Below are 21,368 nucleotides of genomic sequence, written 5' to 3' on the forward strand. Positions count from 1 at the left end.
TTCCCCCTCCCCCGGCGACCGCTGGGAAGTACCCCCACCCGAGCTCCGCCCGGGACCCCCGCACCGGTGCGGCGCCGCTTTCGGGGGCCTGCCCCCGGACCCCCGCGGCAGAAGGGGCTGCGGGCTGCCGGGGCTACGGGCGGCCCTGGAGCTTGGCCGAGGACACCCGCGTCGGCGGGAGCTGGTCGTACAGCAGCTTGCCCGGGCATTCCGTCGCGAAGCCGTCCCGGTGGCCCGAGATCACGTTCATCTTCACGCTCGTTCCCTTCGCGAACAGGTTGCCGCCGCCCGACTGCAGGGTGGCCTTCGCCCGCGGGTCCCTGTCGAACAGCCCCAGCTTCCACGCCGTGACCTCGGCCACCGCCTTGACCGCGGCCGCCGGCGGGGCGGTCGTCGTGAACGTGCCGATCACCGCGATGCCCATGCTGTCCGTGTTGAACCCCATGGTGTGTGCGCCGAGCACCGCCTTGGCGACTCCGCCCGCCCGGCCCTCGTACACCGTCCCGCACTTGTCGACGGCGAAGTTGTAGCCGATGTCGCGCCAGCCGCTGCTGACCACGTGGTAGCGGTACAGGCTGCGCAGCACCGCCGGGGCGTCCTTGCAGGCGTAGTTGTTGCCGGAGGCGGTGTGGTGGACGAAGGCCGCCTTGACCGTGCTCGTGTAGACGAAGCCCGGCTCGCGCAGGGACTCGTCGGCGCCCCAGCCCAGCCGCGTGACGATCCGCGGCCGGGGGCCGATGTACGGGCGGGCCGCCGCGCTGAGGGTGCCGTCGCTGGCGAGGACCGCGTCGGCGGTGGAGTCGGCCTTGTTGAGGGCGGTGATCTCCTTCGCGCCGAGCGCGGCCAGCGGCACGTTCACGGAGGAGGACTCCGCCGTCTCCATGGTCATGCCCGGCAGGGCCCCCAGGTCGCCCTTGTCGTCGCCCTCGGGCTCGTCGGCCCGGCCGGAGCCGCCGGACGCGCCGTTCTTGGCGTCGACCACCGTCACCGGGTCAGGCGCACCCGGGGCGACGAGTTCGACCCGCAGACCCGACGGGAGCCGGGTCGCCGCGCGGGCGCCCGGGGCTCCGGGTTCCGCCTGCACCCGGACTTCGATGCCGTCGGAGTCGCCGACCCACAGCGGGGCGGTGCTGCCGCGGACCCGGCCGGAGCCTCTTTCCGTGGTGCCGAGGTCGGGGGCGTGTTCGCTGTTGTGGGTCTCGACGTCCTGCCAGTCGGACCAGGACGCGGTCCGCACCGAGCGGGTGCGGACCTGGACCCGGCCGGACAGCCGGGTGCTCGCGTCGTCCCAGACGACGCCGACCAGCGAGAACCTCTCGACCTCGCGCGGCGGCAGGCCCCGGGTCTCGGGCAGCCGCGGCGAGGCGCTCATGCCGGGGGGGCCGGGGGACCGGGCGGCCGCGGGTCCCAGGGGGGCGAGCGGCAATGACTGGGTGGACCCGGCGGGGGCTACGGGGACGGCCGCGCCCACGGGAGGAGCGGCCAGGGCCGGGGTGGAGAGCGCGAGCGGCAGGGCCAGTGCGGCAGCCGTCGCGACACCGATCGAGGAAGCAAGGAATCCGCGCATGAAATCGATGCTGGGCACACTCACCACGAAGCGCCATCGGAGAACTGACGGCCCGTCCGATCCGGGCGGCGCGTCCCTCGCCCATACGGCCGAGCCGATGCCCGCCGTACGGGCGAGGGCCCCGCGTAGGCTGGGCCGGGTGAATGCCACTGACCGCACCCCTGCCGACCTGCTGCGATCCGCGCTCGCCGCCGATCCGGGCCGCCCCCTCGTCACCTTCTACGACGACGCCACGGGCGAGCGCGTCGAATTGTCCGTCGCCACCTTCGCCAATTGGGTGGCCAAGACCGCCAATCTGCTCCAGGGCGATCTGGGAGCGGAGCCCGGCGACCGGCTCGCGCTGCTGCTCCCCGCGCACTGGCAGAGCGCCGTGTGGCTGCTCGCCTGCGACTCGGTCGGGGTCGTGGCCTCGGTGGGCGGGCACCCGGGCGATGCCGATCTCGTCGTCAGCGGGCCGGATTCGCTGGAGCGGGCCCTGGAGTGCGACGGGGAGCGCGTGGCCCTCGCCCTGCGGCCGCTGGGCGGACGGTTCCCGCAGCCGCCGGCCGGGTTCGCGGACTACGCGGTCGAGGTGCCGGGACAGGGCGACCGGTTCGCCCCCTTCGTCCCGGTGGAAGCCGGGGGTCCCGCGCTGATCGTCGGCGGCGAGGAGTTCTCGCACGCGGGGCTCGTCGCACGCGCCCGCGAGGACGCGGCGAAGCTCGGCCTCGGCGAGGGGTCGCGGGTGCTGACCGGGCTGGGATACGACACGTGGGAGGGGCTGTCCGCCGGGCTGTACGCCGCACTGGCCGCGGGCGCCTCCGTGGTGCTCTGCCGGAACCTGGACCGGCTGTCGCCGGACGCCCTGGCGCAGCGGTCCGAGAGCGAGCGCGTCACCCACACCGCGACGTAGGGGCGGGCTCACGCCGTCACCCACTCTGCTCAACCGCACGGTCAGGCGATTTGTCACCCACATGGGTCTAGACAAGGCCCTGCCCCCGGGCCGCACCGACGGGCCCGGGGCACGATCGGCAGAGGCCGTGCTCCCACCGTGCGGCCCGCATGTGTCACCGACGCAGCGCTGCTGCGGTGAGGGGACGAACGCGAGTGAGGGACAGCGCAGGCATACCGGGCGGCACCGAAGCGGCCGGAGGCTCCTCGAAGCCCCCGCGCAGCCGCCGGCGCCGCCTGCTGCGCTGGATCGGCCTCGGGCTGGTCCTGCTGGTACTGGCCGGGGCCGTCACCGGCTGGTGGCTCTACCGCAAGCTCGACGGGAACATCACCGAGGACACCTCCGCGGAGGCGGAGCTGGAGCGCTACGAGCGGGAGCGCCCCACGCAGTCCGCGGCCGGTTCGCAGAACATCCTGCTGATCGGCTCGGATTCGCGCTCCGGCAAGGAGAACGCCCGGTACGGGCAGGACCGGGGCACCGAGCGCTCGGACACGGCGATCCTGCTGCACCTGCCCGCGGACCGCGGGAGCGCGACCGCGGTCTCGATACCCCGGGATCTGATGGCGCGGATACCGGCCTGCCTGACGGCGGACGGGAGCCGGACCACCGAGCGGCTCGCGCAGTTCAACTGGGCGTTCCAGTGGGGCGGGGCCGCCTGCACGATCCGTACGGTGGAGAAGCTCACCGGAATCCGGATCGACCACCACATGGTGGTGGATTTCGGCGGGTTCAAGAGGATGGTCGACGCGATCGGCGGGGTGGAGATCTGCCTCAAGCAGCCCGTGAACGACCCCGAGGCGAAGCTGAAGCTGCCGGCCGGCCGGCAGACCCTGCGGGGCGAGCAGGCCCTGGGCTTCGTCCGCGCCCGCTACAGCCTGGGCGGTGGCAGCGACACCGAACGGATGGAGCGCCAGCAGCAGTTCCTCGGCTCGCTGGTCAAGAAGGTGCAGAGCGACGGGGTACTGCTGAACCCGGGCCGGCTGTACCCGCTGCTGGACGCGGCGACCTCCTCGGTGACGACGGACCCGGGGCTGGCCTCGCTGCGCGATCTGTACGAACTGGTCCGGGGCATCCGGGACATACCGACCGAACAGGTCAAGTTCCTGACCGTGCCCCGCCGCCCGTACACGGCCGACCCGAACCGGGACGAGCTGGTGCAGCCGGACGCGACCCGGCTGTTCGAGCAGCTGCGGGCGGACAGGCCGCTGACCGTGACACCGCCGACGGCCGAAACCGGACGGGTCCCGCAGACCGGCCGCGCCGCCGCCTCCGCGGCCCCGCAGGGAACCGGCTCCGCCCCGGCCCCCGTCCCCACCTTCACGGGCACCACGGCAGGCACGGCCGATTGCCGGTAAAGCAATCCCAAAAGGCGGTGCCCTAACCGAAGGGGTTGGGGGGTTTGACCCGTTATAAGGGGAGTGGAATTTGTCACCACGATGGTTTGCAGTTGACCCGTGCGGATAGGGTGAGCGATCCGGTGCCCCGGCCAGCAAAGAGGCCGTGCACCAGCAGCCGGATCGTTGACCGGGCGTCTTGGGGGAGGCGCGTCGCGAGGCACCGACGGAGGATTCGAGCAACCGTGGATGCGCAAAGCCGTGGGCGGGCAGACGAGATCGACCCCGCAGACCAGTGGGTACTCAATCCCCGCACAGGCAACTACGAGCTGCGACTGGACCGCTCCGCTGCGCAGCGGCAGCCTTCCGTCGCCGCCCCCCGCAGAAAGCCCTCGGCCCGCTCCGGGGCGGCGTCGGCAACCCCCAAGGCCCCGCCCACCTCGGTCCCCGCGCCGCGCCGCGGCGAAGGCCCGCCCGGACGGCGCGGCGGACGTCCGCGCAAGGGCGGCGGAGGCGGCGGCCGGCGCAAGAAGATCCTGGTCATCACCGGAGGCACCCTCGCCTTCCTGCTGGTCGGCGGTTCGCTGGCCGCGTACCTCTACTACGACCACCTGAACGGCAACCTCAAGGTCACCGACGTCGGCGACGCGGGCACGGGCGGTTTCAAGAAGGACCAGCCCATCAACATCCTGGTCATCGGCACCGACAAGCGCAGCGGCGCGGGCAACGAGGGCTACGGGGACGCGGAGAGCGTCGGCCACGCCGACACCACGATCCTCTTCCACGTCTCCAAGGACCGCAGCAATGCGACCGCGCTGTCCATCCCGCGCGACCTGATCACGAACATCCCGGCCTGCCCGACGAAGCAGCCCGACGGTTCGACGAAGACCATCCCCGGCCAGAAGGGGACGCGGTTCAACGTCAGCCTCGGCCAGGAGGGCCGCGACCCGGGCTGCACGATGCGCACGGTCAAGGAGATCACCGGGGTCACGGTCGACCACTTCATGATGGTCGACTTCAACGCGGTGAAGGTCCTGAGCACGGCGGTCGGCGGGGTCCCCGTCTGCTTGGCGAAGTCCGTCGACGACAAGGACTCCCAGCTGAAGCTGGACGCAGGCGAGCACCGGCTGCAGGGCGAGCAGGCCCTGGCCTTCGTACGGACCCGGCACGCCTTCGGCAACGAGAGCGACCTCGACCGGATCAAGACCCAGCAGCAGTTCCTGGGTTCGATGATGCGCGAGATGAAGTCGAAGGAGACGCTGACCAGTCCGAAGAAGTTCTTCTCCCTCGCGGAGGCGGCCACCAAGTCGCTGAACGTGGACTCGGGCATAGGATCCATCAACAAACTCACCAATCTTGCGGGTGAGTTGAAGGACATGGATCTGAAGAACATCACCTTCACCACGCTCCCGGTGCTCGACAACCCGAACGAGCCCGTGGGCAAGAAGGCAACGGTCGTCATCAATCAGGGCGTGGCCGATCCGCTGCTGAAGATGATCCAGGCCGACGTCTCGCTGACGGAGGTCGAGAAGAAGGAGCAGGCCTCGAAGGACGCGGCCGACGCGGAGGCGAAGAGCAAGGCGGACGCCCTGCTCCAGGGCAACCGCGCGCCCGCCGGGGACGTACGGGTGGACCTCTACAACGGCGGCGGCCCCCCGGGGGCGGCCTCCACCACCCTGACGTGGCTGCAGAACAGCAAGGGTGTGAACAAGGCCAGCAACCACGGCAACGCACCCGCCAAGGTCGGCACGACCCAGCTGGAGTACGCGCCGAACCAGGCCGACGAGGCCCGGGCGCTGGCCGACATGATGGGGCTGCCGGCCACGGCACTGAAGATGGGCTCGGCGGACGCCGCGGCCAAGACCCCGATGAAGCTGACGCTCGGCGCCGACTTCAAGGGGGCGGGGGTCTCGCTGACGGCGCCGCAGAAGGCGCCGGAGGACATTCAGCGGGTCGAGGCCGACAAGGCGATCTGCGCCAAGTAGGCCGTCAGGGCAAGCAGACAAGGGCAGCAGGCGGGGCAGAGCCGGCCGCCGACCGGGCACCGGCCGGCGGCCGGCCCGTGCCGTGCCGGTACGGCCGGCACACCACGACACGAAGTGATCTTGAGGGGGACGTGTGACGCACAGCAGCGTGCGAGGGGAGGGGGCGCCCGCCCAGCCCGGCGGTGACATATCCGGCGGCGGATCCGGCGCGTCCGGCGCGGTCCCTCCACCACGGAGCGGGTCCGGAACCGGCTCGGGCACCGGCCCCGGCGGCGGCCCGGCCCGGCGGGGCCGGCGGCGGGTGCTGCGCTGGGTCTCCTCCGTACTGTCGTTCCTCATACTGGCGACGGCGGCGGGCGGCTACCTCTACTACCGCCACCTCAACGGCAGCATCAAGACGGACGTGCTGAACCTCGGCGAGAACAAACTGGGCGGCTCCAAGCCCAACGCCTTCGGCCAGACCCCGCTGAACATCCTCCTCATCGGCTCCGACGCCCGTGACGACGCGGCCAACCAGGCGCTCGGCGGGGCCAGGGACACCTTCGACGGCCCACCCCTCGCGGACGTGCAGATGCTGCTGCACCTGTCGGCGGACCGCAGCAACATGTCGGTCGTGTCGATGCCGCGCGACACGATGCTGATGATGCCGAAGTGCACCGAGCCGGGCGGCAAGGTCCACCAGGCCAGCAAGGGCCTCGTGCAGACCAACGAGTCCCTCAGCCGGGGCGGGCCGGGCTGCACGGTCGCCGCCTGGCAGGAGCTCACTCACATCCCGATCGACCACTTCATGATGATCGACTTCAAGGGCGTGGTGACGATGGCGGACGCCATCGGAGGCGTCCCGGTCTGCGTCCAGCAGAACGTGGAGTCGCGCACCAAGGACGGCAAGGGCTCCGGCCTGAAGCTGCCCAAGGGCGAGAACGTCATCCAGGGCGAGCAGGCCCTGCAGTGGCTGCGCACCCGCTACGGCTTCGAGGACGGCACCGACCTCGGCCGCACCCACGCCCAGCACATGTACATGAACTCGATGGCCCGCGAGTTCCGCAAGAACGCCAAGCTCAGCAACCCGGTGAAGCTCAACAGCCTGGCGCAGGCGGCCATCAAGGCCATGGTCGTGGACCCCGGGCTGAACAAGATCGACAAGCTGTACGACCTCAGCATGGAGCTCAAGAAGGTCCCCACCGGGCGGATCACGATGACCACCATGCCGTGGGTGTACAGCACCCGCGAGGAGGGCCGGGTCGAGCCCAAGCCGGGCGAGGCCGAGGACGTGTTCCGGATGGTCCGCGAGGACATCGCGCTCGACGGCAAGGGGTCGGGCAACCCGGCCGCCACCCCCTCGGCGCCGGCCGCCTCCGGCTCCCCCGCGGCCCCGTCCCAGCCCGCCGCCGACCCGGCCGCGCCCCCGGCGAAGATCCAGATCTCGGTGCGCAACGCCACCGGCGGCAAGGACGGAGCCCAGGCCCGGGTCAAGGGCCGGGCCGACGAGGTCGTCGCCGTCCTGGCCGGCAAGGGCTTCACCAAGGCCGTCGCCAACACGCAGACCGCGGGCGAGGACACCACCGTGGTCCGCTTCTCCAGCCCGGACCAGGCGGGCGACGCGATGGCCGTGGCCACCGCGCTCGGCCTGCCGGCGAATGCGGTGCAGAAGACCGACGACGTCACCGGGATCGTCCTGTTCGTCGGCAAGGACTGGCGGACCGGCAACGCGCCGACCCCGCCGCCGCCGGCCCCGACCAAGGCCCCGGACTCGGCCCGCCCGCTCAACGGCGACGACGACAAGGAGTGCATGGCGATCCAGCCGGGCTTCACCTGGTAGCAGCCGCACGCGAAGGGGCCCGGTGGTGCTGTCGGCCGACAGCGCCACCGGGCCCCTTCGCGTGCGGGCGTCCTGCTCAGACCTCGCCGGCAAGGTCGCGGCGCACCGCCGGGCGGCGGCTCGCGATGACCTTGTCCGCGAGCGAGCGCGGGCTGGTCAGGAAGCCGAAGCCCCAGGACATGTGCATCGTGGCGATGGCCACCGGGATCTGCGCCCGCGCCTTGAGGGAGAGCCCCTTGCCGGCCGGGATCGAGCCCAGGGTGATGCCCGCGAGGTAGCCGGCCGGGACCGCGAAGGCCCACGGGGTGACGGCCGCCCCGGCCACCACGGCGGCCGCGATCGTGCAGACGGCGGTCGGCGGGGCCAGGTAGCGCATGTTGATCGAGCCCGCGTGGTACCGGGCCACCACGTGCCGCCAGCGGCCGTAGTCCTTGTACTGCTTGGCCAGCGCCCGCACGGAGGGCCGCGGGCGGTACTGGACCTTGAGCTCCGGCGAGAACCAGATCAGCCCGCCGGCCTCGCGGATGCGGAAGTTCAGCTCCCAGTCCTGGGCGCGGATGAACTCCTCGTTGTAGCCGCCCGCCCGGTCCAGCGCCTCGCGGCGGAACACGCCGAGGTAGACGGTGTCGGCCGGACCGGCGTCGCCGCCCGTGTGGAAGGCCGCGTTGCCGACGCCGAGCCTCGAGGTCATCGCCGCGGCGACGGCCTCCTCCCAGGCGTTCTCGCCCTCGGCGTGCATGATGCCGCCGACGTTCTGCGCACCGGTCTCCTCCAGGAGGCGGACCGCGGTGGCGATGTAGTTCGGCGAGAGCATCCCGTGGCCGTCGACGCGTACCACGATCGGGTGACGCGAGGCCTTGATCGCGGCGTTGAGGGCGGCCGGGGTGCGGCCGGAGGGGTTCGGAACGGTGACGACGCGGGGGTCCTCGCGTACGAGCTCGGCGGCGATCTCGTCGGTGCGGTCCTTGGACGGCCCCAGCGCGATCACCACCTCCATCTCACCGGCGTACTCCTGTCCGAGGATGTGGCGGACGGAGTCACGCAGATGGCGCTCCTCGTTGAGCACCGGCATGATCACCGAGACTGCGGGCTGCTGGGCGGGCATGTGGTCCTTCACGGTCGGGTATCGGTGTCACGTTACCGCGTACGGGGGAAACGGGTGCGCGCCGCCTGATCGGTAGGGACAGAGGCTGATCGTATGGGCCTACTGTTCCGACGATCTGCCCGATGTGTCTGGTCCGTCCCTGTCGGCCCCTGCTGCCCCCGCGGAGGTGTCCCCCGTGCCCCAGCCACACCGCACCACCCGACCCGCCCGGCCCCCGCAGCCGCAGCGCGCGCCGCGGGGCGGTGCTGCGGCCAGGCACCGGGGAGACCGGCCCCGGTGGGGGGTACGGCTGGCGGCCGGGCTGGCGGTGGCGGTGCTGGGCTCCGGCGCGATCGGGCACGCGGTGATGACCGGCCTGGACACCGGGATCGAGCGGGTGGACCCCTTCAAGGACATGAAGAACCGGCCGCAGGCCGGGCACGGCCTGAACTTCCTGCTGGTCGGCACCGACGGCCGGGACAAGATCACCGCACAGGACAAGCGCGAGTACCGCCTCGGCGGCGCCCCCTGCCGCTGCACCGACACCGTGATGCTGGTCCACCTCTCCGCCGACCGGGAGCGGGCCAGCGTGGTCAGCCTGCCCCGCGACAGCTACGCCGAGCTGCCCGCGCACCGGGACGAGTCCAGCGGGAAACAGCACGGGCCGCACCCCGTCAAACTGAACGCGGCGTACGCGGAGGGCGGGCCGCAGCTGACCGTGCGGACCGTCGAGAACATGACCCGGGTGAAGATCGACCACTACCTGGAGGTCGACTTCAGCAGCTTCATGAAGACCGTCGACGCGATGGGCGGCGTGGAGATCTGCACCGCCAAGGCCCTGCACGACCAGAACACCGGCCTGAACCTGGTGCCCGGCACCCACCGGCTGAGCGGCGGACAGGCCCTGCAGTACGTGCGCGCCCGCCACGTGGACGGCGCCGCCGACCTCGGCCGGATGCAGCGCCAGCAGCGGTTCGTCGCAGCCCTGATCAAGCAGGCGACCGGCGGCGGGGTGCTGCTGAACCCGGTGAAGTTCAAGGAGGTCAGCTCCACGCTGCTGGGCTCGGTCCGGGCCGACCGGGGCTTCGGATCGGAGCAGATGCTGGCCCTGGGCCAGGCCCTGCGCGATTTCACCCCGTCGTCGTCGGAGTTCGCCTCGGTCCCGGTCGGGAACCCCTCGTTCCCCGTCAAGGGCATCGGCTCGACGGTGAAGTGGGACAAGCCGAAGGCCGCCCAGCTCTTCGACGCGCTGCGCCAGGACCGGCCGCTGGCCCCCGCCGCGCCGGGCCGGCCGGGGAGCCGGCCGCAACAGCCGGCGGCACTGCCGGTGGACGTGCCGCCGCAGCGGATCCGGGTGCGGGTGGAGAACGGGACCCGGATCGACGGGCTGGGAGGGCGTGTGGACACCGCGCTGCGCGCCACCGGCTTCGACACCACCCGGGCCCCGACCACCGGCGCGAGCCGCGACGTCAAGCGCACGGTGGTCGCGTACGACCCGCGCTGGGACCGCTCGGCCCGTACGGTGTCGACCGCACTGCCCGGCAGCGAGCTGCGGGCCGTGGCGGGCCAGGGCCGGACGGTCCTGGTGATCGCCGGCACGGACTACCGGAAGGTGGTGCCGGTCCGGCCCGAGGACCCCTCCGCGGGCGGGTCCGGCGTGGTCACGGGCGACCAGGTGGTCTGCGGCGGATAGCGCCGGGCTCAGTCGTCGTCGAAGCCCTGGGCCGCCCGCTCCTCGCGCAACGCCATGATCGCGCGGCGCCGGGCCAGCCGGTGCGTGCGGCGGATCTGGGCCTCCTGGTTGCGGCGCCGGTCCTGGTCGGTCTCGGGGAGCACCGGCGGGACCGTGCGGGGCTTGCCCTCGGCGTCCACGGCGGTGAAGACGAGGTAGGCGCTGCCGACCTGGGTGGCGGGGGTCGACTCGTTCCACCGCTCGGCCAGGACCCGTACGCCGATCTCCATGGAGGAGCGGCCGGTCCAGTTGCACTGCGCCTTCACGTGGACCAGGTCGCCCACGCGGACCGGGGCGAGGAAAGCCATCTCGTCCATGGAAGCGGTGACCGCGGGGCCGCCCGAGTGGCGCCCGGCGACGGCGCCGGCCGCGTCGTCCACCAGTTTCATGATCACGCCGCCGTGCACCGTGCCGAGGAGGTTGGTGTCGTTGGCCGTCATGATGTGGCTGAGGGTGGTCCGCGAGGCCGAGACCGGCTTGCCCCGCAGGTCGTCGGCCGTCACGCCCGGTATCTGTGTCATACCGCCACCTTAGGGGGTGCCGGGCGGCCCGGGCCCGGCCATGATCCGCCGGCCACCCCCCAAAGCCGACGCGGAGGCATCAGGTGTGCAACAGCACCGGAACGAAGCTCCGCCCGGGCTGTCGGGCACGCTGTCCGGCCAGGCATCCTAGGCGGCATGAGTGAGTGGCCCGAGGGGCGCAACGACAGCGGCGACGACCGGTACGGACGCGGCAGCGCACAGGCGCAGCCGGAAGCTGCCCGGCGGATGCCGCACGTCCAGCGCCAGCAGCGGCCGGTGCCGCAGCAGCAACCGCAGCGACCGGCGCAGCCGCCGGCCCGGCCCGGGCAGCCGCCCGCGTACGGGGTACCGCCGCAGCAGGCCCCGGACCACGACACGTACGGCGGATACGACAGCGGCTACAACACCGGCCAGGTCTACGGGCGCCCGCAGAGCAGCCCGGCCGGTCCCGGCGGCCCGGCCGGTCCGGGGGGTCCCGGGGGGCCCGGCGGGCCGGGGGAGCCGCCGTCGGCGCGGCCGGGCCGCCCGGCCGGACCGGCCCCGGACTGGCGCAAGCGGATCAAGATCGGCTCCATCGTGCTGGTCACGGCGCTGCTCGCGACCACCATCGGCACCTACTTCTGGGCCGACTCCAAGGTGCGCCGCGAGGTCGACCTCGCCAAGGTCATCGAGCGCCCGAAGGAAGGCGACTGCACGACGTACCTGATCGTGGGCTCCGACAGCCGCGAGGGCCTGTCCGACGAGGACAAGAAGAAGCTCCACACGGGCTCGGCCGAGGGCAAGCGCACCGACTCGATGATGATCCTGGCGGCCTGCTCCAGCGGCAACACGATGGTCTCGCTGCCGCGCGACTCGGACGTGGAGATCCCGTCCTTCGTCGGCTCGGAGTCCGGGAAGAAGTACCCCGGCGCGGGCAAGCACACCAAGCTGAACGCGGCGTACGCGGACGACGGCCCCGAGCTGCTGGTGCGCACCGTGGAGTACAACACGGGCCTGCGGATCGACCACTACGCGGAGATCGGCTTCGCGGGCTTCGCGAACATCGTCGACGCGCTCGGCGGCGTCGAGATGAACATCGAGAAGGGCTTCAAGGACGAGAAGTCGGGCGCCGACTTCAAGGCCGGCGAGCAGACCCTCAACGGCAGCCAGGCGCTGGCCTTCGTCCGGACCCGGTACGCGTTCGCCGAGTCGGATCTGGCGCGTACGAAGAACCAGCAGAAGTTCCTGGCGACGCTGGCCAACCAGGCGGCCACGCCGGGCACGGTCCTCAACCCGTTCAAGCTGTACCCGGTGCTGGGCGCGGGCCTGGACACGCTGATCGTGGACAAGGACATGTCCCTGTGGGACATGGCGGACATGTTCTTCGCGATGAAGGGCATCAGCGGCGGCGAGGGCGTGTCGATGAACATGCCGATCGCGGGCGAGCGCGGCGGCAACCTGCTCTGGGACAAGCCGAAGGTGCAGCAGCTCGTCAAGCAGATCCAGAACGACGAGAAGGTCACCGTCGCCGGCAACCGGTGACGCGGGCCGGAGAGCGGGAATGCCGCCGGCCTCGTGGCCGGCGGCATCGTCGTGTGCGGTGTCAGCGGTCGGAGGAGAAGCGGACCGCGGCGGAGGGCAGCTCGGCCCCGCACCACACCCGTGCGCCCGCGCGCAGTTCGTTGTCCGGGCCGACGACGGCTCCGTCGCCGAGGACCGCGCCGTCCAGTACGGTGCGCGTGCCCACGGAGGCGCCTACGCCGATCAGGCTGGCGCGGACCTGGGTGTCCGGGCCGATGACCGCCCCGTCGAGCACGATGGAACCCTCGACGACCGCGCCCGCCCCGACACGCGCTCCGGCGCCCACGACGGTGCCTCCGCACAGCTTGGCCCCGGCGGCCACCTCGGCGCCCGGGAGCACCAGGGACTCGCCGCGCGGGCCCGGCACGGCCGGTGAGGACACGACTCCGCGGACGAGGTCGGCGGAGGCCTGGACGAAGGACTCGGGCTTGCCGAGGTCCAGCCAGTACGTGTTCTCGGTGACGCCGTGGAGCCTGGCCCCGGACGCGAGCAGGCCGGGGAAGGTCTCGCGTTCGACGGAGACGGGGCGTCCGGCCGGGATGGAGTCGATCACGCTGCGGCGGAAGACGTAGCAGCCGGCGTTGATCTGGTCGGTGATGATCTCCTCGGGGGTCTGCGGCTTCTCGGTGAAGGCCAGCACCCGCCCCTCGGAGTCGGTGGGGACCAGGCCGAAGGCGCGCGGGTCCTCGACCTGCACCAGGTGCAGGGAGACGTCGGCGGCGGCCGCCTTGTGGGCGTCGACGAGCCCGGCGATGTCCAGGCCCGTGAGGATGTCGCCGTTGAAGACGAGGACGGAGGAGTCCGGTCCGCCGGTCAGCCGCTGCGCGGCGTTGCGGATGGCTCCGCCGGTGCCGAGCGGCTCGTCCTCGACGACGTACTCCAGGGAGACACCGAAGGCGGAGCCGTCGCCGAAGTACGGCTCGAAGACCTCGGCGAGATAGCAGGTGGCCATCACGATGTGCGTGACACCGGCGGCAGCGGCCCTGGCTATCTGGTGGGCGAGGAACGGGACACCGGCCGCGCGCACCATGGGCTTGGGGGTGTTGACCGTGACGGGGCGCAGACGCGTCCCCTGCCCCCCGACCAGCAGGATGGCTTCCAAATTTCCCTCTCCCCACCCGGTTCGGGCTACGAAGGTCCCAAGTTAGCCCATCCGGGGGGCTGCGCAGGCCGGAGGCGGCCGAACAGTGCTGTCGCCTCCGGCTTGCGGGGGCCGCTACGGCAGGTTGCGCGCCATGACGATGCGCTGGACCTGGTTCGTGCCTTCGTAGATCTGCGTGATCTTCGCGTCGCGCATCATGCGCTCGACCGGGTAGTCACGGGTGTAGCCGTAGCCGCCGAGCAGCTGGACGGCGTCCGTGGTGACCTCCATGGCCACGTCGGAGGCGAAGCACTTGGCCGCGGCGCCGAAGAAGGTCAGGTCGCCGTCGAGGCGCTCCGACTTGGCGGCGGCCGCGTAGGTCAGCTGACGGGCGGCCTCGATCTTCATGGCCATGTCCGCGAGCATGAACTGCACGCCCTGGAAGTCGGCGATCGGCTTGCCGAACTGCTTGCGCTCCTGGACGTAGCCCTTGGCGTAGTCCAGGGCGCCCTGGGCGATCCCGAGCGCCTGGGCGGCGATGGTGATGCGGGTGTGGTCGAGGGTCTTCATCGCGGTGGCGAAGCCGGTGCCCTCGGCGCCGATCATGCGGTCGGCGGGGATCCGCACGTTGTCGAGGTAGACCTCGCGGGTCGGGGAGCCCTTGATGCCGAGCTTCTTCTCGGGGGCGCCGAAGGAGACGCCCTCGTCGCCCTTCTCGACGACGAACGCCGAGATGCCCTTGGAACGCTTCTCCGGGTCGGTGACGGCCATGACCGTGTAGTACTCGGAGACGCCCGCGTTGGTGATCCAGCGCTTGACGCCGTTGAGGACCCAGAAGTCCCCGTCGCGCACGGCGCGGGTCTTCATGCCGGCGGCGTCCGAGCCCGCGTCGGGCTCGGAGAGGCAGTACGAGAACATGCCGTCGCCCTTGGCCAGCGGGCCGAGGTACTTCTTCTTGAGGTCCTCGGAGCCGGAGAGGATCACGGGGAGCGAGCCGAGCTTGTTCACGGCCGGGATCAGGGAGGAGGAGGCGCAGACGCGGGCCACCTCCTCGATCACGATCACGGTGGCGAGGGCGTCGGCGCCGGCGCCGCCGTAGGTCTCGGGGACGTGGACGGCGTGCAGGTCGTTGGCGACGAGCGCGTCGTGGGCTTCCTGCGGGAAGCGGGCCTCTTCGTCGACCACGGCCGCGAACGGCAGGATCTTCGCCTCGGCGAGCGAGCGGACGGACTCGCGGAGCATGTCGTGCTCCTCGGCCGGGCGGTACAGGTCGAAGTCGGCAGAACCCGCCAAGACTCTCACTCCCCAAGTGTGATGCTAACTACCGTTAAGTAACCCAAATCTTAGTGCTCGGCCTCCCGGCAGCGATATGTACGGAGTACGTGAGCTGCGTGACAGCCGGGTCTCCTGGGGAACGTCCCCCCGGACCGGCCCGACTATGCTCAGTGGCCGCAAACGGCCCCGCACCTCTGGAGCACCCATGGCCCCCCTCAGGATCACTGTGATCGGCACCGGCTACCTCGGCGCCACCCACGCCGCGGCGATGGCGGAGCTGGGCTTCGAGGTGCTCGGGCTGGACGTGGTGCCGGAGAAGATCGAGATGCTGTCCGCGGGCCGGGTGCCGATGTACGAACCCGGACTTGAGGAGCTCCTCGCCGCGCACGTCGCGGGCCTGCCGGGCTCCACCGGGCGGCTGCGCTTCACCCGGTCCTGGGAGGAGGTCGGCGCCTTCGGCGACGTCCACTTCGTCTGCGTCAACACCCCGCAGAAGCACGGCGAGTACGCGTGCGACATGAGTTACGTCGACTCCGCGATGGAATCGCTGGCCCCGCACCTGACGCGGCCGGTGCTGGTCGTCGGCAAGTCCACCGTGCCGGTCGGCTCGGCGGAGCGGCTCGCCGCGAAGCTGGCCGAGCTGGCCCCGGCCGGCTCCGACGTGGAGCTGGCGTGGAACCCGGAGTTCCTGCGGGAGGGCTTCGCCGTGCAGGACACCCTGCACCCCGACCGGATCGTGATCGGCGTCCGGGGCGACCGCGGCGAGAAGGTGCTGCGCGAGGTGTACGAGACGCCGATGGCGGAGGGCACCCCGCTGGTGGTGACCGACTTCCCGACGGCCGAGCTCGTCAAGACCGCCGCCAACTCCTTCCTCGCCACGAAGATCTCCTTCATCAACGCGATGGCGGAGGTCTGCGAGGCGGCCGGCGGCGACGTGGTCAAGCTGGCCGAGGCCATCGGCCACGACGAGCGGATCGGCGCGAAGTTCCTGCGCGCCGGGATCGGCTTCGGCGGCGGCTGCCTGCCGAAGGACATCCGTGCGTTCATGGCGCGCGCCGGCGAGCTGGGCGCCGACCAGGCGCTGACCTTCCTGCGCGAGGTCGACTCCATCAACATGCGCCGGCGCGGTCACATGGTCGAGCTGGCGCGCGAGGCCGTGGGCGGGTCCTTCCTCGGCAAGCGGGTCGCCGTGCTCGGCGCCACCTTCAAGCCCGACTCCGACGACGTACGCGACTCCCCCGCACTGAACGTGGCCGGGCAGATCCACCTCCAGGGCGGCCAGGTCACCGTCTACGACCCGAAGGGCATGGACAACGCCCGCCGCGTCTTCCCGACCCTCGGGTACGCGGACTCCGCTCTGGAAGCGGCCCGCGGCGCGGAGGTCGTCCTGCACCTCACCGAATGGCGCGAGTTCCGCGACCTCGACCCGGTGGAGCTGGGTTCGGTCGTCACCGACCGCCTCATCCTCGACGGCCGCAACGCGCTCGACACCGAGCGCTGGCGCGCGGCCGGCTGGACGTACCGCGCGATGGGCCGCCCCCGCGCCTGAGCGGGTGGGGCCCAGGGCCAAGATCGCGGCCTACGCCGGCCTGCGGTGCTGGGCGGCGCGCGCCGTGAACTCCGCGTCGCGCAGCACCCGCTGGGCGTTTTCCCAGGTCAGCAGAGCCAGGTCGGTCTCCGTCCAGCCCCGGTCCAGCAGTTCCGCGACCAGCAGCGGATAGCCCGAGGGATCGGTCAGGCCCGTCGGCCGGGGGACGCCCGGCTCGGTGCCGAAGGCGGCGCCGAGGCCGACGCAGTGCGGGCCCGCGACCGCCCGTACGTGTTCCACGTGGTCGGCCACCGCGTGCAGGGAGTCCCCGGTCTGCGCGGGGTCGAAGGTGACCATCGCCAGACCGTTCGCCGCCCGCAGCGCCAGCAGCACCTCGTCGCTCACGTTCCCCGGATGCGGGTTCAGCGCCGCCGCCGCGGTGTGCGAGACGATCACCGGGGCCTTCGAGGCGCCCGTGAGCTGGCAGGCCACCTCCGGCACACAGCCGGTCAGGTCCACCAGCATCGCCAGCCGGTTCATCTCCTTGACCACCTCGTGGCCGAAGGGCGTCAGCTCCTGGCGGGCCCAGGGCGCTCCCGCAGGCGCGAGGATCCGTACGCCCAGCGCGTGGAACGCGCGCAGCGCGCCCAGCGAATCCGTCAGCGTACGGCCGGGTACGGGGCCCAGGAACGAGGCGATCCGGCCCCGGTTGCGGGCATCGGCCATGGCGTCCGCGGTCAGCGCGAGGCACAGGCTCTCGGGATATCGGCGCATCAGGGACAGCGCCACGTCGATCTGTTCCAGGGTGTCGGACACCACCTGGTCGGCGGCCTCGGCCTCGCGCGGCACCAGCAGCGACCAGAACTGTGCACCGACCCCGCCGGCGCGCAGCCGCGGGATGTCGGTGTCGACACCGGTGTCCGAGGTGTCGATGTCGTGGTACGGACTCTGGCGCAGGGTCCAGACAAGGGTGTTGTGCCCGTCCGCCACGGGATGCACGGACAGCAGTGCGACGGCCCGTTCCAGGGCACTGCCCACCACCGCGGCGGGCAGGTCCTCGGCTCCGGCGGAGCCGGGGTCCACGGGGACCGTGTCGGTGGTGTACGCCGTGTGCGCGGCCGGCGCGCTGTGCGCCGTGTGCGCCGGGAAAACGGCGTTCGGTTCATCCTGCAGGTCGGCCATGGCGTTCGGCTCCGGTCTCGGCGGCAGCAGGGAGAGATGCTGCCACCGTGACACGAGGCACGGCCGGATCGCCCGGCGGATGTGGCGTTCGGGTGTAACCCGCGGGTCTCATCGCCTCGCCGCATCCGCCGGGAAGAGCCCTCGGCGGCTACAGCACCGCGTTGGAGGGGCCGCGGGACGCCGAGAGCTCGCGCGCCACCGCTTCCGCGTCGCGCAGCGCCCGTACCGCGTTGGACCAGGTCAGCTTGGCCAGGTCGGCGCGCGACCAGCCGCGGGTGAGCAGCTCCGCGATCAGGTTCGGGTAGCCCGCCACGTCGTCCAGCCCGGACGGGGTGAAGGCCGTGCCGTCGTAGTCCCCGCCGATGCCGATGTGGTCGACGCCGGCCACCTCCCGCATGTGGTCCAGGTGGTCGGCGACGGTGGCGGCCGTGGCCACCGGGCGCGGGCGCTCCGCCTCGAAGGCCCGGTGCAGGGCCATCGCCTGGGGCGTGGTGTCGAGGTGGTGGAAGCCGTGCGCCCGCAGGTTCTCGTCCGCGGCCAGGGTCCACTCGACCGCCGCCGGGAGGATGAACTTCGGTACGAACGTGGCCATCGCCACGCCGCCGTTGCCCGGCAGCTGCGCCAGCACGTCGTCCGGGACGTTGCGCGGGTGGTCGCAGACCGCCAGCGAGGACGAGTGCGAGAAGATCACCGGCGCGGCCGAGACGGCGAGCGCGTCCCGCATCGTCGTCGCGGCGACGTGCGAGAGGTCGACGAGCATGCCGATGCGGTTCATCTCGCGGACGACCTCACGGCCGAAGTCGCTCAGACCGCCGTGGCGCGGCTCGTCCGTCGCCGAGTCCGCCCAGTCGATCGTGTCGTTGTGCGTGAGCGTCATGTACCGCACGCCCAGCCGGTGCAGGGCGCGCAGCGTGGCGAGCGAGTTGTTGATGGAGTGGCCGCCCTCGGCGCCCATCAGCGAGGCGATCCGGCCGTCGGCGCGGGCCGCCTCCATGTCGTCCGCCGTCAGTGCCCGCACCAGGTCCGCGGGATAACGGTCGATCAGCTGGGCGACGGCGTCGATCTGCTCCAGGGTGGCGCTGACCGCTTCGTCCCCGGCGAAGTCGGAGCGGACGTACACCGACCAGAATTGTGCGCCGACGCCTCCGGCGCGCAGCCGGGGGATGTCGGTGTGCAGGCGGCCGGTCTGGTCCCCTGCGATGTCGCGCTGTGCCAGGTCGTAGCGGACCTGCTGGCGCAGCGCCCAGGGCAGGTCGTTGTGCCCGTCGACCACCGGATGCTCGGCGAGCAGCTCGCGCGCCTCGCCCAGGCGCTGCGCGGCGCTCACTTGCCGAACCCGAAGGACTCCGCGCCGGCGACCTTCGTCCGCAGCCGCTTGCCCTTCTCGGTGGCCTGGTCGTTCAGCTCCTGCTGGAAGTCCTTCATGCGGCCGAGCAGCTCCGTGTCGTGGGCGGCCAGCATCCGTACGGCCAGCAGCCCGGCGTTGCGCGCCCCGGCAACGGAGACGGTGGCGACGGGAACCCCCGCGGGCATCTGGACGATCGACAGCAGCGAGTCCATGCCGTCGAGGTACTTCAGCGGCACCGGGACCCCGATGACCGGCAGCGGGGTCACCGAGGCGAGCATGCCGGGCAGGTGGGCGGCGCCGCCGGCCCCGGCGATGATCGCCTTGAGGCCGCGCTCGGCGGCCTGCTCCCCGTACGCGACCATCTCGCGCGGCATCCGGTGCGCGGAGACCACGTCGACCTCGTAGGGGATCTCGAACTCGTCCAGGGCCTGGGCGGCGGCCTCCATCACGGGCCAGTCGGAGTCCGAGCCCATGACGATGCCGATGACGGGACCTGCGGTGGAGGTGCTCATTCGGTGATGGTTCCTCTGAGGTAGCCGGCTGCATGACGTGCGCGTTCCAGCACATCGTCCAGGTCGTCGCCGTAGGTGTTGACGTGGCCGACCTTGCGGCCGTGTTTCACGTCCTTGCCGTACATGTGGATCTTGAGCTGCGGGTCGTGGGCCATGCAGTGCAGGTACGCCGCGTACATGTCGGGGTAGTCCCCGCCGAGCACGTTCGCCATGACGGTCCAGCGGGCCCGGGGGCGCGGGTCGCCCAGGGGGAGGTCCAGGACCGCGCGGACGTGGTTGGCGAACTGGGAGGTGACGGCGCCGTCCTGGGTCCAGTGGCCGCTGTTGTGCGGGCGCATCGCCAGTTCGTTGACGAGGATGCGGCCGTCGGTGGTCTCGAACAGCTCCACGGCCAGGTGGCCGGTCACGCCGAGCTCCTTGGCGATGCGCAGGGCGAGGGCCTGGGCCTCGCCCGCCAGCTCCTCGGAGAGGTTCGGGGCGGGGGCGATCACCGTGTCGCACACCCCGTCGACCTGCACGGACTCCACGACGGGGTAGGCCACGGCCTGGCCGTGCGGGGAGCGGACGATGTTGGCCGCGAGCTCGCGGACGTAGTCGACCTTCTCCTCTGCCAGGACGGGGACGCCGGCCTTGAACGGGGCCTCCGCGTCCTCGGTGGTCCGGACGAACCACACGCCCTTGCCGTCATAGCCGCCGCGCACGGTCTTGAGGATGACCGGGAAGCCGCCCACCTCGTCCGCGAAGACGGCCACGTCCGCCGGGTCGCTCACGATCCGGTGGCGGGGACTCGGGGCACCGATTTCGTCGAGCTTGGCACGCATCACCCCCTTGTCGGCGGCGTGCATCAACGCATCGGGCCCCGGGCGGACGGGGATGCCGTCCGCTTCCAGGGCCCGCAGGTGCTCGATGGGCACGTGCTCGTGGTCGAAAGTGATCACATCGCAGCCGCGCGCGAAGGCGCGCAACGTCTCCAGATCGCGATAGTCGCCGATGACGACATCGCTCACGACCTGGGCCGCCGAGTCCTGTGGGGTGTCACTGAGGAGCTTGAATCTGATGCCGAGGGGGATACCCGCCTCGTGGGTCATGCGGGCGAGCTGTCCGCCGCCGACCATGCCGACTACCGGGAACGTCACCCCTCCAGAGTATCCGCCGGTATTCCGCCATCCGGACGTGACCCTGGCACGTTCTGATCGAAACGGCTCGTCACCGCCTCCCCGTGTGCCGTGCGTCGCACGGTGCACGAAGGCACAGACGGGCCCCTGGGGCGACACTTAGCATGGGCGGGTTGACCGAGGCGGCAGACGTCTCCCGGACGCCCCCGCGCGGGGCGGCGAAGGACAGGACTGATCCATCACATGAGCACGCCGCAGCAGGGATCCGCGCTCGATCGCGTACGCGGCCTCGCCCGTGAGGTCGCGAAGTTCGGGGCCGTCGGCGGCGTGGGTGTGCTCGTCAACCTGGGTGTCTTCAACCTGATCCGCCACACGACGGACCTCCAGGTCGTCCGGGCCGGCGTCATAGCCACCGTCGTGGCCATCATCACCAACTACATCGGCTTCCGGTACTTCACCTACCGGGAGCGCGCCCGCTCCGGCAGCTCCCGCGAACTGCCGCTGTTCGTGGCCTTCAGCGTGATCGGCCTGGTGATCGAGAACGGCGTGCTGTACACCGCCACGTACGGGTTCGGCTGGGACGGCCCCCTCGCCAGCAACGTGTTCAAGTTCATCGGCATCGGCACGGCCACCGTGTTCCGCTTCTGGTCGTACCGCACCTGGGTCTTCAAGGCCCTGCCGGAGCCCGGCGGGGCCCCGGCTCCGGCCTCGGCGGCCGCTCCGCCGCGCGGCGGAGCCGGGAGCGGGCCGAGCGCCGCGCGCGCCCCCGAGCCAGCCGGCAAGTAGCCGGACCG

Annotated in this window: 17 protein-coding genes; 8 read left to right on the forward strand and 9 right to left on the reverse strand. The window is 71.8% G+C overall.

Going from position 1 to position 21,368, the window contains the following annotated elements; genetic code table 11:
• Positions 1 to 133: 133 nt before the first annotated feature.
• On the reverse strand, positions 134 to 1,567 hold the full coding sequence (locus ABTY04_RS32445; protein ID WP_352217019.1) for a peptidoglycan recognition protein family protein: 1,434 nt from the start codon (positions 1,565 to 1,567) through the stop codon (positions 134 to 136).
• A gap of 139 nt (positions 1,568 to 1,706) precedes the next feature.
• Between ABTY04_RS32445 and ABTY04_RS32450 the strand changes: the two genes are divergently transcribed.
• From ABTY04_RS32450 to ABTY04_RS32465, 4 genes are all read left to right on the forward strand, one after another.
• Positions 1,707 to 2,459, forward strand: coding sequence for a TIGR03089 family protein (locus ABTY04_RS32450; RefSeq protein WP_352217020.1), 753 nt, complete (start codon positions 1,707 to 1,709; stop codon positions 2,457 to 2,459).
• Positions 2,460 to 2,653: 194 nt separating this feature from the next.
• Positions 2,654 to 3,853: an LCP family protein gene (locus tag ABTY04_RS32455; RefSeq protein ID WP_352217021.1), complete on the forward strand. Its 1,200-nt coding sequence runs from the start codon at positions 2,654 to 2,656 to the stop codon at positions 3,851 to 3,853.
• Positions 3,854 to 4,077: 224 nt separating this feature from the next.
• The gene (locus ABTY04_RS32460; RefSeq protein ID WP_352217022.1) at positions 4,078 to 5,817 is read left to right on the forward strand and encodes an LCP family protein; all 1,740 of its coding nucleotides are present in this window, start codon (positions 4,078 to 4,080) and stop codon (positions 5,815 to 5,817) included.
• 133 nt (positions 5,818 to 5,950) lie between these two features.
• Positions 5,951 to 7,636: an LCP family protein gene (locus tag ABTY04_RS32465; protein ID WP_352217023.1), complete on the forward strand. Its 1,686-nt coding sequence runs from the start codon at positions 5,951 to 5,953 to the stop codon at positions 7,634 to 7,636.
• A 76-nt stretch (positions 7,637 to 7,712) separates the two neighbouring features.
• Here the strand turns inward: ABTY04_RS32465 and ABTY04_RS32470 are convergent, their stop codons facing one another.
• Positions 7,713 to 8,741 carry a glycosyltransferase family 2 protein gene (locus ABTY04_RS32470; protein ID WP_352217024.1) on the reverse strand — a complete coding sequence of 343 codons (1,029 nt, stop codon included), beginning with the start codon at positions 8,739 to 8,741 and terminating at the stop codon, positions 7,713 to 7,715.
• Between the two features lie 166 nt (positions 8,742 to 8,907).
• On the opposite strand from ABTY04_RS32470, the gene ABTY04_RS32475 reads away from it, so the two are divergent.
• The gene (locus ABTY04_RS32475) at positions 8,908 to 10,413 is read left to right on the forward strand and encodes an LCP family protein (RefSeq protein WP_502996761.1); all 1,506 of its coding nucleotides are present in this window, start codon (positions 8,908 to 8,910) and stop codon (positions 10,411 to 10,413) included.
• Positions 10,414 to 10,421: 8 nt separating this feature from the next.
• On the opposite strand, the gene ABTY04_RS32480 is transcribed toward ABTY04_RS32475, so the two are convergent.
• Positions 10,422 to 10,973, reverse strand: coding sequence for an acyl-CoA thioesterase (locus ABTY04_RS32480; protein ID WP_352217025.1), 552 nt, complete (start codon positions 10,971 to 10,973; stop codon positions 10,422 to 10,424).
• A 156-nt stretch (positions 10,974 to 11,129) separates the two neighbouring features.
• Here ABTY04_RS32480 and ABTY04_RS32485 point away from each other — a divergent pair, with 156 nt between their 5' ends.
• A complete protein-coding gene (locus ABTY04_RS32485; RefSeq protein ID WP_352217026.1) occupies positions 11,130 to 12,494 on the forward strand; it encodes an LCP family protein in 1,365 nt (454 codons plus the stop codon).
• A 61-nt stretch (positions 12,495 to 12,555) separates the two neighbouring features.
• On the opposite strand, the gene manB is transcribed toward ABTY04_RS32485, so the two are convergent.
• Together manB and ABTY04_RS32495 are read right to left on the reverse strand one after the other, a co-directional pair.
• Positions 12,556 to 13,635 (reverse strand): mannose-1-phosphate guanylyltransferase, encoded by a 1,080-nt coding sequence (gene manB, locus ABTY04_RS32490; protein ID WP_352217027.1) that lies wholly within the window; start codon positions 13,633 to 13,635, stop codon positions 12,556 to 12,558.
• Between the two features lie 114 nt (positions 13,636 to 13,749).
• Positions 13,750 to 14,907: an acyl-CoA dehydrogenase family protein gene (locus ABTY04_RS32495; protein WP_352217028.1), complete on the reverse strand. Its 1,158-nt coding sequence runs from the start codon at positions 14,905 to 14,907 to the stop codon at positions 13,750 to 13,752.
• Positions 14,908 to 15,094: 187 nt separating this feature from the next.
• Here ABTY04_RS32495 and ABTY04_RS32500 point away from each other — a divergent pair, with 187 nt between their 5' ends.
• On the forward strand, positions 15,095 to 16,438 hold the full coding sequence (locus tag ABTY04_RS32500; RefSeq protein ID WP_352217029.1) for a UDP-glucose dehydrogenase family protein: 1,344 nt from the start codon (positions 15,095 to 15,097) through the stop codon (positions 16,436 to 16,438).
• A gap of 30 nt (positions 16,439 to 16,468) precedes the next feature.
• Here the strand turns inward: ABTY04_RS32500 and ABTY04_RS32505 are convergent, their stop codons facing one another.
• The 4 genes from ABTY04_RS32505 to ABTY04_RS32520 form a co-directional block, all read right to left on the reverse strand.
• On the reverse strand, positions 16,469 to 17,599 hold the full coding sequence (locus ABTY04_RS32505; RefSeq protein WP_352217030.1) for a membrane dipeptidase: 1,131 nt from the start codon (positions 17,597 to 17,599) through the stop codon (positions 16,469 to 16,471).
• A gap of 148 nt (positions 17,600 to 17,747) precedes the next feature.
• Positions 17,748 to 18,926: a dipeptidase gene (locus ABTY04_RS32510; RefSeq protein WP_352217031.1), complete on the reverse strand. Its 1,179-nt coding sequence runs from the start codon at positions 18,924 to 18,926 to the stop codon at positions 17,748 to 17,750.
• Positions 18,923 to 19,459, reverse strand: coding sequence for a 5-(carboxyamino)imidazole ribonucleotide mutase (purE, locus tag ABTY04_RS32515; protein ID WP_352217032.1), 537 nt, complete (start codon positions 19,457 to 19,459; stop codon positions 18,923 to 18,925). Before purE ends, ABTY04_RS32510 begins: the two co-directional genes overlap by 4 nt.
• On the reverse strand, positions 19,456 to 20,703 hold the full coding sequence (locus tag ABTY04_RS32520; protein WP_502996762.1) for a 5-(carboxyamino)imidazole ribonucleotide synthase: 1,248 nt from the start codon (positions 20,701 to 20,703) through the stop codon (positions 19,456 to 19,458). Before ABTY04_RS32520 ends, purE begins: the two co-directional genes overlap by 4 nt.
• Positions 20,704 to 20,817: 114 nt before the next feature.
• Here ABTY04_RS32520 and ABTY04_RS32525 point away from each other — a divergent pair, with 114 nt between their 5' ends.
• Complete coding sequence (locus ABTY04_RS32525; RefSeq protein ID WP_352217033.1) at positions 20,818 to 21,360, forward strand: GtrA family protein; 543 nt, start codon at positions 20,818 to 20,820, stop codon at positions 21,358 to 21,360.
• Positions 21,361 to 21,368 lie beyond the last annotated feature (8 nt).

It is taken from the genome of Streptomyces sp. NPDC097981 (genome assembly GCF_040302565.1).
Classification (GTDB): Bacteria; Actinomycetota; Actinomycetes; order Streptomycetales; family Streptomycetaceae; genus Streptomyces.

Coding starts and splice junctions, on each gene's coding strand:
- ABTY04_RS32445 (WP_352217019.1), bottom strand. CDS start 1,567: ATGCGCGGATTCCTTGCTTCCTCGATCGGTGTCGCGACGGCTGCCGCA.
- ABTY04_RS32470 (WP_352217024.1), bottom strand. CDS start 8,741: ATGCCCGCCCAGCAGCCCGCAGTCTCGGTGATCATGCCGGTGCTCAAC.
- ABTY04_RS32480 (WP_352217025.1), bottom strand. CDS start 10,973: ATGACACAGATACCGGGCGTGACGGCCGACGACCTGCGGGGCAAGCCG.
- ABTY04_RS32485 (WP_352217026.1), top strand. CDS start 11,130: ATGAGTGAGTGGCCCGAGGGGCGCAACGACAGCGGCGACGACCGGTAC.
- ABTY04_RS32500 (WP_352217029.1), top strand. CDS start 15,095: ATGGCCCCCCTCAGGATCACTGTGATCGGCACCGGCTACCTCGGCGCC.
- ABTY04_RS32505 (WP_352217030.1), bottom strand. CDS start 17,599: ATGGCCGACCTGCAGGATGAACCGAACGCCGTTTTCCCGGCGCACACG.
- purE (WP_352217032.1), bottom strand. CDS start 19,459: ATGAGCACCTCCACCGCAGGTCCCGTCATCGGCATCGTCATGGGCTCG.
- ABTY04_RS32525 (WP_352217033.1), top strand. CDS start 20,818: ATGAGCACGCCGCAGCAGGGATCCGCGCTCGATCGCGTACGCGGCCTC.